Source organism: Nocardia lijiangensis NBRC 108240, from assembly GCF_001613045.1.
In the GTDB taxonomy this organism is placed as follows: Bacteria; Actinomycetota; Actinomycetes; order Mycobacteriales; family Mycobacteriaceae; genus Nocardia; species Nocardia lijiangensis.
Genome location: NZ_BDBP01000039.1, coordinates 75,768 through 86,618 on the forward strand (window position 1 = coordinate 75,768; position 10,851 = coordinate 86,618).

The 10,851-nt window shown below is 68.7% G+C and carries 11 protein-coding genes; 4 read left to right on the forward strand and 7 right to left on the reverse strand.

The features are described from left to right. Nucleotides 1–52: 52 nt before the first annotated feature. The 4 genes from NL1_RS15900 to NL1_RS15915 form a co-directional block, all read right to left on the reverse strand. On the reverse strand, nucleotides 53–817 hold the full coding sequence (locus tag NL1_RS15900; RefSeq protein WP_067840137.1) for a class I SAM-dependent methyltransferase: 765 nt from the start codon (nucleotides 815–817) through the stop codon (nucleotides 53–55). A 231-nt stretch (nucleotides 818–1,048) separates the two neighbouring features. Continuing rightward, nucleotides 1,049–1,738: a chymotrypsin family serine protease gene (locus NL1_RS15905; protein ID WP_084510636.1), complete on the reverse strand. Its 690-nt coding sequence runs from the start codon at nucleotides 1,736–1,738 to the stop codon at nucleotides 1,049–1,051. A 322-nt stretch (nucleotides 1,739–2,060) separates the two neighbouring features. Beyond that, the gene (locus tag NL1_RS15910) at nucleotides 2,061–3,260 is read right to left on the reverse strand and encodes a bifunctional RNase H/acid phosphatase (RefSeq protein ID WP_067840141.1); all 1,200 of its coding nucleotides are present in this window, start codon (nucleotides 3,258–3,260) and stop codon (nucleotides 2,061–2,063) included. 37 nt (nucleotides 3,261–3,297) lie between these two features. After that, nucleotides 3,298–4,035, reverse strand: coding sequence for a zinc ribbon domain-containing protein (locus NL1_RS15915; RefSeq protein ID WP_067840175.1), 738 nt, complete (start codon nucleotides 4,033–4,035; stop codon nucleotides 3,298–3,300). A gap of 391 nt (nucleotides 4,036–4,426) precedes the next feature. Here NL1_RS15915 and NL1_RS15920 point away from each other — a divergent pair, with 391 nt between their 5' ends. Genes NL1_RS15920 through NL1_RS15935 form a run of 4 tightly spaced genes read left to right on the forward strand, consistent with a single transcriptional unit; the run spans nucleotide 4,427 to nucleotide 7,609 of the window. Continuing rightward, nucleotides 4,427–4,981, forward strand: a complete 555-nt coding sequence (locus NL1_RS15920) for a DUF3558 domain-containing protein (RefSeq protein ID WP_067840143.1) — start codon at nucleotides 4,427–4,429, stop codon at nucleotides 4,979–4,981. A 54-nt stretch (nucleotides 4,982–5,035) separates the two neighbouring features. After that, nucleotides 5,036–5,440, forward strand: coding sequence for a hypothetical protein (locus tag NL1_RS15925; RefSeq protein ID WP_067840145.1), 405 nt, complete (start codon nucleotides 5,036–5,038; stop codon nucleotides 5,438–5,440). Continuing rightward, the gene (locus NL1_RS15930; RefSeq protein WP_067840146.1) at nucleotides 5,440–6,786 is read left to right on the forward strand and encodes a hypothetical protein; all 1,347 of its coding nucleotides are present in this window, start codon (nucleotides 5,440–5,442) and stop codon (nucleotides 6,784–6,786) included. Before NL1_RS15925 ends, NL1_RS15930 begins: the two co-directional genes overlap by 1 nt. Before the next feature lie 58 nt (nucleotides 6,787–6,844). Next, complete coding sequence (locus tag NL1_RS15935) at nucleotides 6,845–7,609, forward strand: ESX secretion-associated protein EspG (protein ID WP_067840148.1); 765 nt, start codon at nucleotides 6,845–6,847, stop codon at nucleotides 7,607–7,609. A 7-nt stretch (nucleotides 7,610–7,616) separates the two neighbouring features. Here the strand turns inward: NL1_RS15935 and NL1_RS15940 are convergent, their stop codons facing one another. The 3 genes from NL1_RS15940 to cobC form a co-directional block, all read right to left on the reverse strand. Further along, nucleotides 7,617–8,261, reverse strand: a complete 645-nt coding sequence (locus NL1_RS15940) for a hypothetical protein (RefSeq protein ID WP_067840149.1) — start codon at nucleotides 8,259–8,261, stop codon at nucleotides 7,617–7,619. Nucleotides 8,262–8,370: 109 nt separating this feature from the next. Beyond that, the gene (locus NL1_RS15945) at nucleotides 8,371–9,495 is read right to left on the reverse strand and encodes a Nif3-like dinuclear metal center hexameric protein (RefSeq protein ID WP_067840151.1); all 1,125 of its coding nucleotides are present in this window, start codon (nucleotides 9,493–9,495) and stop codon (nucleotides 8,371–8,373) included. Between the two features lie 551 nt (nucleotides 9,496–10,046). Next, the coding region (gene cobC / locus NL1_RS15950; RefSeq protein ID WP_067840152.1) for an Rv2231c family histidinol phosphate aminotransferase CobC at nucleotides 10,047–10,851 on the reverse strand (805 nt) is incomplete at its 5' end.

Consider the following 10,851-nt stretch of genomic DNA (forward strand, 5'->3'; position numbering starts at 1 on the left):
CCTGCCGTTGGCCAGGCTGCCTCAGCGCGACGATTCGGCGGCGAGGAGGCACTTACCTCTCCCCGACCACCAGTAGAAACGGCGGCGTTTCCCGCTCCGCCGTCCACTCCCGCCCGCTTACCGCAGCCGCACCCAGCAGGCGTCGTGCGTCGTCCAGCGTCGGCTCCTCCTGCCACACTCGGGTGAAGTTCGCGTCGTGCAGTAGCTCGTGATACGTCTCGCCGGGCCAGTAGGTGTCCACGATGTCCATCCACTCGCCGTCGGTCCGGCGTAGCCGCACGGGCATCGGAGTGCCCGGCAGGTAGTCGACACCCGGCCGGCCGATCTGGAAGCTGTCGAAGGCCACCCCGGTGTGTCCGGGGTGGGCGTTGAGCAAGGCGAAGCGACCACCGGGCCGCAGCACCCGGTGCACTTCGTCCGCCAGGTCCTGGAGTTGCCGTCGTTCGGGCATGCAGACGAAGACGAAGCAGGACATGGCGGCGTCCATCGAGGCATCAGGGAGAAAAGCCAGCTTCGAGCCGGTCATGAGGTGCCAGGTCACCCGGGGGTGGCGGTACCGCGTCCGGGCGATGGCCAGCATCGCCGGTGAAATGTCCGCTGCGTGGACGTCGACATCGTGCTCCTCGGCCGCACGGCGCGCGACGTGCCCGGGTCCGCAGCCGAGATCGAGCAGGGCGGTCACGTCCGGTTGCTCCAGACGCAGCGCGGCGAAGACGAACGGGTAGCCGAGCAGCCACCCGACGGTGTCATCCCACCGGACGAAATCGTCGGCGACCTCGCTCGACGTCCAAGCCGTCGGCTCACGCGAAGCGTCCACGAGGGGTAGCTAACCAGAGCGGGTCCGGCCTCGTTCCGACCAGCATGCACACACCGACGGGCCGCTGCGGCTCGACCTGGTCTCCGTCTGACGCGAGGCCACCGTGCCGACCGGGGCCGGGCAGGCCGCGCCATCGAATTGTTCTACCCCTCGGACGAATTCACCGCCGCCGCCTGCGCTGTCTCCGAGAACGGCGCGGGCGCGCGGCGGTGAAGGTTCGGCCGAACGGGATCAGATCGGACGGAATCCGGCGCCGACGCCGCCGGTGGCGTTGACGGCCGCGAGGATCACGTCGATCGGCGCGAAGAACGCCGGCGAGTGGATCGGGTTGGCGGCGGTGGAGCACGGCACGTCGAAGCCGATGCCCGCCAGGCCGGTCACCCTGCCCTGGTTCATGCCGACCAGGCGGTCGCCGACCGTCACCGGGCCGCCGGAGTCACCGGGCTTCGAGCACGCCTGGTTCAGCGTGATGGTCTCGTCCAGGTTGCCCCAGACGACGCCGCAGCCCGGGCCGCTGGTGCGGCCGTTGGAACACACCGTGGTGCCGGGACCCGGCGTCGGGCCGATCCCGTTGATGGTGGTGGCGCCGACCGTGCGAACCGGCGTGACCTTCGCCGGATCGAACTGCAGCACCGCGAAATCCAGCCCCTCCCCGTTGTCGGAGTAGGCGACCACACCGACCGCGCCCGCGTCCAGCGCCGTCTCCGACGCCAGCCGCGCACCGGCGGGCGCGCAGTGGCCCGCCGTCAGACCCACCAGACGACCGGCGTTGTCGTAGCCGATGGCGGTGAGCGAACACGCGGAATTGTTCTCGAAGACGAGGCCGGAGCTTCCACCCAGCACCACGTTCCCCGGAGCAGCCTGCGCGGCACCCGCGACAGCTGCGCCCACACCCGCGATGACGGCCGACACGGCCGCCATCCACCTGAATCTCACAGCAGTAACTCTCTTTCTCGAAAGACACGGGCCGACACTCGATTTCGACCGAGGAATCAGCCAACCCCACACATCGTGCAGCATCGCACCGACAGCAAGTCGCCGATGCTCGTTCCGGCCCATTTCCGCGCCGATGCGGATCGAACCGAGTATGAAGCCCCGGTTGACTGTCGGCTACCTCAGCGTCGAGGGAGCGGCCGGCGCGCGCAATTGCGATGTGTGCGGCGCCACAGTACCTGGCGCAGGGTCACGGGCGAGGGCCGGGAGGCTGCCGACGACCTCCCGGACAGCCACGGGAGACGCGCGCTCAGGACAAGTAGGAGGTGTCGTTGACCAGCCGCACCGAGGACCCGCCGTCCGGATAGAACTCGGCGATGCACAGCGACGCCAGATCCAGATGCAGGCGGTACAGCAGCGACGGACCGACCCCGAGCGCCAGCTGCACCAGCGTCTTGATCGGCGTCACATGGCTGACCACCAGCACGTTCTGACCCGGATACAGCGCGACCAGGTCGCGGCGCACCGCCTCGACGCGCTCACGCACCTCGTCGAAACTCTCCCCGCCCGGCGCGGCCACCGACGGGTCACCGAGCCAGCGCGCGTGCAGCTCCGGATCGCGTTGCGCCGCTTCGAGAAACGTCAGGCCCTCCCACGCGCCGAAATCGGTCTCGATGAGTCCGTCGTGGGCGCGCACCGGAAGGTTCAGCGCGGCGGCCGCGGCCTCCGCGGTCTCCCGCGCCCGCCCCAGCGGCGAGCTGACGATGGCGGCGATATCGCCCTTGGCCGCAAGCATTTTCGCGGCGTGCGCGGCCTGCTCGCGGCCCAACTGGGTCAGCGGCGGGTTGCCGCGGCCCGAATAGCGCCGCTGCACGGAGAGTTCGGTCTGGCCGTGGCGCAGCAAGAGCAGGCGGGTCGGGCGGCCGACCGCACCGGTCCAGCCCGGACCTGCGGAGACAGCCTCGGTGTTCGCCGGGTCGACCTGGGCGGCGCGCGCCTCGTCGATCCAGCTGGGCGCGGCGTGCTCGGCGCCATGGGCGGACGGCTCCGGGGCCGTCGCCGTTTCGGCGTCGCGGGCCGCGCGGACCTCGCCGACCAGCAGAGCGTCGTCCATCGCCTCGTTGGCAAGGCGGTCGGCGTGCGCGTTCTGGCTGCGCGGAATCCAGGCGAAGCTCACCCGGTCGAAGTCGGCGACCAGGCGCCGAGCCCGGTCGGCCAGCGGGATCATCGCCGGGTGCTTGACCTTCCACCGGCCCGACATCTGCTCGACGACCAGCTTGGAATCCATCCGCACGTCCACCGTGCGCGCACCCAGCTCCGCGGCGGCCTCGAGACCCGCGATCAGCCCGCGGTATTCGGCGACGTTGTTGGTCGCGATGCCCACGCTCTCGCGCCGTTCGGCCAGCACCGCGACGTGATCGGCGGCGAAGACCACCGCGCCGAACCCGGCGGGACCAGGATTGCCCCGCGAACCGCCGTCCGCTTCGACGATCACGTGCTGGTGGCTCACCGGACCTCCTCGGCACCCGGCCGATCGAATCCGCAGATCACAGACCGGATTCCTTGGTGCGCACCAGGATCGCGCTGCACTCGGGGCAGCGCACGACCACGTCGGGCGCCGTCTTCGCGATGCGCGCGATCTCGCCGCGATCCAGTTCGATCCGGCACGCGCCGCACTTGCGGGCCTGCAGCAGCGCCGCGCCGACGCCGCGCTGGGCGCGCTGCTTGTCGTAGACGTCGAGCAGCTCGGCGGGGAACAGCCCGACCAGGTTGGACCGCTCGTCCGTGCGGCTCTGCTGCGCCACATCCAGATCCGCCAGCGCCTCGTCACGCAGCCGCTGCGCCTCGGCCAGCTCCTCCTCGGTCTTGCTCAGCCGCGCGCCCGCGTGGTCGTGATCGGAGGCGGACGCCTCGCGGCGCTCCATCACCTCGAGCAATTCGTCCTCCAGCACGCCGCGCCGCCGCTCCAGGCTGCCCAGTTCGTGCTGGATCTCCGAAAGCTGCTTGGCACCAACCGAACCGGCCGTCAGCATGCCGCGGTCGCGCTCCTCCCGCTTGCGGACCGCGTCGATCTCACCCTCCAGCTTGCGGATGTCGCGATCCAGATCGTCCAGCACGATCTCCACCGCCACCGCGGCGTCCTTGTGCGTGTTGCACTCCCCCTCCAGCCGCGCCACCTCCTGCTGCTCGGGCAGCACGGTGCGCCGATGCGCGATCCGCGTCAGTTCGACGTCGACAGCGGCGAGCTGAAGCAGCTTGGCCTGGATCGGTGGTTCGACATTCAACGCGGACAAACTCCTGAACACTGTGGAAGACGGGTCGGGTATCCGCCGGACGGCGAACGCCAGTGCTCAACCGTACCCCGGCGACGGGGTCGTTGGTTCCGAGACCGGGCCGAGGAATGTCCGGGTCGCGCGATGTGGGCGCCCAGGCCGCCTGATCGGGCGCCGATCCCTGCGTCATGCACTGGCGAACAGCCAGGACCAGCGGCATCGCGTATCGCTCGGCTGGACCGAATCCGCCTGCAACTCCTGATCGACCCGCAGCCGTCCAGCTCCGGCCGAGGGCGCCTGCGAGCCAGGTGAACAGCCGGAATCCGATGGAACCGGCGGCCGATTCCGCGCGTCTTATAGTTACGACGGGGGGAATCACCCGACGCCGATGACAGGGAGAGCTATGCGAACCGCCGACGTCTTACGCACCGTACTTGCGGGTGCGGCTGTCATCGGGTTGGCCGCTGGGTGCGGGTCGACGGTTGGTGGGACGGCCTCGACACCGACGACGACGGTCCGGAATCTGGATGAGATCGAGGTCTACAACCCGTGTACCCAACTCAGCGACGACATACTTCGGGCTACTGGCGTTGATCCCGCCACTAAACGGACCATCACAGATCCGGCGCAAGGACCCGCCGCCTGGCGGATGTGTGGATGGCTCTCGCCTGATCTGCCGTACACGATGCAAGTCGGTTCAACGAGCCATTTGCAGGAGGAAACGCGCTCGAACCCCAAGCTGACCGGAATCAGGGAAGTAGTGATCGGCTCGCGCCCAGGACTGATATCGCAAGACAAGGCGGACGCCAAGGGCTTGATCTGCTATGTCAACTTCCCCGCCGAGCAGGGCATGTTCGAGATTTCGGTGGGCTGGCTGTCGTCTCAGCCCATCACACGGGACCGGTGCGAGTTGGCAATCAAACACGCCCGCGACCTCGAGCCGCACCTACCGAAGTAGCCCATGCGGTGACCGTCCCGAGCCCGACGCCGCATTCGACAAGGGGAGTACACGATGCCGGACGATCTGGTCGGCCAAATACGGAACTGGCAACAACTGAAGCAGCAGGCCATCACTGGTGAGTTCAGCATGGACGAAGGCATAGGGGAGGCGCTGCGTAAACGCTGCGAAGACTTTCGAAAAGCGCTCGATCTCCTGAAACAGGATGCGTTGCTTCTGGATCACCTGGCCGGGTACGGGACCCTTCCCTCCGCACAGCAATTGCAGAAGAAGTTCGAACAGAAGGCTGTGGGCGGTGCCGCCCATGACGCAAACGACTCAGCAGTCAATCGTCTCGACCAGCACCTCGAAGTCGTCCAACTCATGCAGGACACCTATGCCGCCGCGATCGGCAGACTCCAGGAAACCGACCAGGCCGCAGGCAACCAACTGAACGCCCACACCGAAGGGATGAACTGATGCCCTTCTTCATCGCCGCCGCAGCGGTCATCGGCGTCATCGCGGGCGGTGCGGGAATCGCTCGCGCGCAGAACGATTCCCACGAGAACAAGGTCAACGAGACCAACCTCCGGGACTCCGGCGAGGACAAGTGGAATATCGACCGAAGCCACATCCAGAACGAGTGGAACACCCTCAACGGTCAATACGGCGATCGTGCCCCCACGGTGCTGACGGGAATGGAGCCCTTCGACACGTGGTCACACGAGGACATCTGGAAGGCGCTCAACGACCACGAAGGCGGCAAAGGCGTCTCGCAGGCCGACATCAACAGCGGCGCGGACGGTTGGCGGCGCCTGCGTGACCGAGCCGATGAGGCGGTGCGCCTCTTCCGCAGCGGCGTCGACCAGGACATCGAGCAACTCTGGAAGGGTCGCGCCGCCAACGCCGCGATGGAGGCCACCCGCGCCTACACCGACGAGTTCAAGAAGCTGCCGACCAGCTTCCAGCAGGTGGCCAATGGCATCGACCTGCTGCAGGGCTACCTCGATCAGGTCAAGATCTCGATCCCGCCCGCGCAACATGTTTCCGGGTTCGACGAATTCATGGGGCACATTCCGGGCAATGGTGTGCTGAAGCTGGCGCAGCACCGGGCGAACGAGGCCGAAGCCAACGCTCGCGAGATCATGAAACGGATCTATGTGCCGGGCGCCCAAGAGGTGGACAGTCACACGCCCAAGCTCCCCGAACCGTTCAACCCGGTCAGCAACCCTGGCGACAAGCCGAAGGACGAGAACGGTGGCTGGCCGCCGGGCGGTCGACCGGTGAATCCGCCCGGTATCGACGAACCGAGGGACCCCGGTAGCGATCCGAAGAACGAGGAAGGCGACCCGAACCAGCTGAAATCGGATGATTCGAACACGGACCCGCAGAATACGGATCCGGCCGCGACGAATCCCGCGGGCACCGATCCGCAGAGCACAGTTCCGCAGAGCAGCGTTCCGACACCGGCCACACCGAAGTCGTACCTGGAGGACCCGCTCAGCAGACCCGGGCCGGGCTCGCCCGGTTCGCCGGGCTTCCCAGGCGGTCCGGGGCCGGGATCGAATCCCGGCCCGGGAAAGAGCATCCCGGGCGGCAAACCGGGTCAGCCCGGTTTGCCCGGAGGCACGCCGGGCGGACGCGCCGCGTCTCCGGCCGCGGGGCGTGCCGGTATGCCGGGGATGGGCGCCCCGGGTGCGGGACGCCGCGGCGAGGACAACGAGAACGAGCACAAGACGCCGGACTATCTCGTGCAGGACCGCACCACCGAGCTGCTGGGCGTGCAGCCGCGGGTACTGCCGCCGGGCGGGGTCATCGGCGGATGAGCGAAGGTAGAGAGCGAATCGCGCGCATGCCGCAGCCGAGCGCCGGCGAGGCGAAGGCATGAGTGAATGGCGTTGGCAGCTGGACGGTCTCGCGTTCAGCATCGCGATGGAAGCGATGGGCCGGGATCGGCTGCCGTATCCGTTGAGTTTCCGGCCCGAATTCATGGAGTACCAGTCGGATTTCGAGCGGCTTCGCATGCAGACGGCGCAGCGGTTGCAGCCGATCTTCGACGAGCGGCTACACCGTGCGCTCACCGTCTTGCTGGAACCGCAGGTGCGCATCGAAATTCACGGCTTCTACGGTCCGGAGCTGAAGCAGGTCGTGCGGATTCACGCGGGTGTGGTGGATCAGGTCGCGACGATCGCGATGCAGCAACCGGGTCCGGATCGTGAGCACGGCCGCGATGTCGTGCTCACCATGTGTTACTCGCACATGGTGGTTTCGGAGATCGCGGCGCGTTTGCCTCGGTGTCAGGGCGGCGCCCACCAGCCGTTCAGCGCTCGGCGCACGGACATGGACCAGCCGCTGTACTCGCGGCATCCGACGCGTCTCTCGCACGCCGAGGAGGTGAACCGGTTCTTCCGGCGGCCGCGCGTCGGCGCCGGCGAGATCACCGTCTATCCGGGCATCGCCTACGACGCCCGGCCGACGCTGGACGGGCACGCGTTCATCTGGATGGATTACCCGAACGACGGGCGTTATCTGCTGGTCAACCACAGCAGGAACGACTTCAGCATCGCGCCGGGTCCGGCCGACGAGATCATGCGGCAGATTCAGGACCGAATCGACGTGGTGAACCGGGAGCGCACGAACGCGTGGTGATGGCGGATCAACTACCCGATGCGCGCGTCTTGATCGCGTCGCGGGAGATGTAGACGTCGTACTCGCCCGGGGTGGCGATGACGGCATTGCCGTAGGCGGAGCGGACGAACGGGTCGGTCCACCAGGTGCCGTCGCGCATGTCGGCGAAGAAGTCGGCGTCGTCGCCGTTCAGGAAGATGTGGTTCTGGGTGGTGGCGACGCCGTCGAGGCGCTGGCCGTAGAGGCGGGTGACCTTGTAGCCGGAGTGGAAACCGAGAGCGTTCACCCACGGCTCCAGTTCGACGATATTGGCCTGCAGCACCCACAGATCGCCTTGGACTCGGAACTTCTCGCGGCGCTCGGAGTGGTCGTCGTCCCCGTAGAGCGTGAGGTCGACCTCGAGCTGATGGTCTTCGCCCGCGACCTCGCGCACCACCACGTGCGCGGCCTTGATCTCGCCGCTGAGTCCCAGGTACGTCTGCATGAGCGTCGCCACCCAGAGCAGCAGCACCGCGACGACGAGCAGCGCGAGCCCGCCCGCGCCCCGGCCGAGCAGCGCCCGCAGCCCGACCCTGCGCACCTTCACCAGCGCCGAAACGAGCAGCGCCACCGCGATCAGGATCAGCAGGATCAATCCGATCTGCACGATCCCGAAGTCCACCGGGAAACTCATGCGCTAGTTGTACCCGCTTGTGGGCCTTCGATTCCGGCGAACGGGAAGGAACCGGGCCGAACGGGCAGTCCTGTTCGGCTGACCGATCCCGTTCAGCGCGCGTGCGGTATCAGTCCGTCGAACTCACGGTCCACGGATCGGTGCGCAGCGACGATACACGGGTCTCCAGGCCGGGAAGCGCCGCGGCGACAATGCCTTCCGCCTGGGCGCACCAAGGAAATTCGGTGGCCCAGTGCGCGGCGTCGATCAGGGCGGGGCCATCGGTGCGAAGATGCTCGTCGACGGGGTGGTGGCGCAGATCTGAGGTGAGGTAGGCGTCGACGCCCAGGCGGGCGGCGGCGGACAGATAGGAATCGCCCGAGCCGCCGCACACCGCGACGCGCTCGATCACGCGGTCCGGATCGCCCGCGGCGCGCACGCCCCAGACGGTGGCCGGGAGGGCGGCGGACACGCGAGCGGTGAAGTCGCGCAACGATTCCGGTTCCGGCAGGGTGCCGACGCGGCCGAGGCCGAGGCCCGAGCGCAGGGCGGCGCGTTCGGTGACGTGATAGGCCGGGTCCTCGTACGGATGGGCGGCCCGCAGCGCGGCCAGCACGGCGGAGCGGGCCGCGGGCGGGGCGACGACCTCGAGGCGATCCTCGTCGACGCGCTGCAATTCGCCGACCGCGCCGATCGCCGGATTCGCGCCGGGCATGGGCCGGAACTGGCCGACGCCGGGCACCCGGAGCGCGCACTCGTGGTAGTTGCCGCTGCCGCCCGCACCCGCGGCGAACAGCGCGGCGAGCACCGCGTCGGTGTGGGTGCGCGGGACTTGGACCACCCAGTTGTCCACGGCGGCGGTGGGTTTCGCGTCCACGGGGCCGGTCACCGTCAGCCCGATGGCCGCGGCGAGGGCGTCGGAGACGCCGGGATCGGCGGAGTCGGCGTTGGTGTGTGCGGTGAACAGGGCGCATCCGGAACGGATGAGGCGATGCAGGAGCGCGCCTTTCGCGGTGTCGGCGGCCACGGTGTCGACGCCGCGCAGCAGCAGCGGGTGATGCACGACCAATGCCTGTGCGCGCCAGTCGATGGCCTCGTCGACGACGGCGGCGGTCGCGTCCACCGCAAACAACACCCTGCTGACCTCGTCGTCCGGATCACCGCACACCAGCCCGACCGAGTCCCACGACTCCGCCAACCTGGGCGGATACGCCCCGTCCAACACCCCGATGAGATCCGCCAGCGTCGTCACCATCCGCCTACCTCGCTCCTCCCGCACTCCCGAACCCGGCGTATACCGGCCGCCCCCATCATCCCGCCGCGACTGTCGGCGCTCGACATCGCACCCGGTTCGTATCCACCCGCACGAGGCAGCGCCAGCAGGATGGGCGACCACTCGAACCCCAGCCAGCCAGCGGTCGCCCGGCTGTGCACCCTTCCGCCCCCGATCCGACTCCAGTTCCGCCCAGCACCGCCCCCTCGCGCAGACGCGGCAATCGACAGGAGAGAAAAGGCGGCAAATTGTTCGTCGCCAGCCACCATTTCTCTCACGTCGATCGCGTGGAACCGCCATTTCTCTACTGACGGGAGAGAAATGGCGGTTGCGTGCCGTGCGTTCCTGCCGAGACCGGACCCACTGCGACCGCCGACCGTCCCATGACCCAGGGTTGGTTGCTACACGCGACCGGGCGCGATGCGGATAGCCGCACACAATCGATCCACGACGGCCTCGGCCTCACTGGTCACGCGAAGGTCGACGGGTGCGTCCGAACCGGCACCAGCGGCCGTCTCGAGACCCAGACGTCGCTACACGCGGCCAGGAGCGGTACGGATAGCCGCGCACAAACGATCCACGGCGGCCTCGTCCCGCACCGCCACGCGCAGGTGGTCGGGCCCGAGCCCGGGGAACGTGTCGGCCCTGCGCACCGCGATGCCTCGGGCGGCCAGGTGCTCGCGCAGCAGTTCGCCGCCGGGAACATGCAGAAGCAGGAAAGGCCCGTGGGCGGGCGTGTGAACGTGCAGACCAAGAGCGGTGAGGCGTTCGATCATCGCTTCGCGCGCGACGGCGAGGGTGGTCGCGTGGCGCTGGGCTTCAGCGACGGCGGAGGGTTCGGCGGTGGCGGCGATCGCCTCGAGTTGGAGTGCGCCGAGGGGCCAGAGCGGGCGGCCGTGGTGGAGGCGGGCGAGGAGATCGGGAGCGCCGAGGAGATAGCCGCAGCGCAGTCCCGCGAGCGCCCAGGTCTTGGTGAGGCTGCGCAGCACGAGGATGTCGGGGGTGGCGGTGGTCGCGAGGGATTCCGGTTCGCCGGGGACGGCGTCGGCGAAGGCTTCGTCGACGACGATCACGCGGCCGGGGCGGCGCAGCGCGCGGAGGGTGTCTGCGGGGTGCAGGACCGAGGTCGGGTTGGTGGGGTTGCCGAGGACGACGAGATCGGCGTCGTCCGGCACCGCGGACGGATCGAGGGTGTAGGGCGGCTCGAGCAGCACCCGGGTGACCGGCACACCGGCTTGCCGCAGCGCGAGTTCCGGTTCGGTGAACGACGGGTGCACCACCGCGGCGAGGCGCGGAGCGAGCTTCGGCAGTATCGCGAATCCTTCGGCCGCGCCCGCC

Bases quoted from the DNA above. Each gene is read 5' to 3' on its own strand.
- NL1_RS15905 (WP_084510636.1), bottom strand. From the start codon at position 1,738: ATGGCGGCCGTGTCGGCCGTCATCGCGGGTGTGGGCGCAGCTGTCGCG.
- NL1_RS15925 (WP_067840145.1), top strand. From the start codon at position 5,036: ATGCCGGACGATCTGGTCGGCCAAATACGGAACTGGCAACAACTGAAG.
- NL1_RS15920 (WP_067840143.1), top strand. From the start codon at position 4,427: ATGCGAACCGCCGACGTCTTACGCACCGTACTTGCGGGTGCGGCTGTC.
- NL1_RS15935 (WP_067840148.1), top strand. From the start codon at position 6,845: ATGAGTGAATGGCGTTGGCAGCTGGACGGTCTCGCGTTCAGCATCGCG.
- NL1_RS15945 (WP_067840151.1), bottom strand. From the start codon at position 9,495: ATGGTGACGACGCTGGCGGATCTCATCGGGGTGTTGGACGGGGCGTAT.
- NL1_RS15940 (WP_067840149.1), bottom strand. From the start codon at position 8,261: ATGAGTTTCCCGGTGGACTTCGGGATCGTGCAGATCGGATTGATCCTG.
- NL1_RS15930 (WP_067840146.1), top strand. From the start codon at position 5,440: ATGCCCTTCTTCATCGCCGCCGCAGCGGTCATCGGCGTCATCGCGGGC.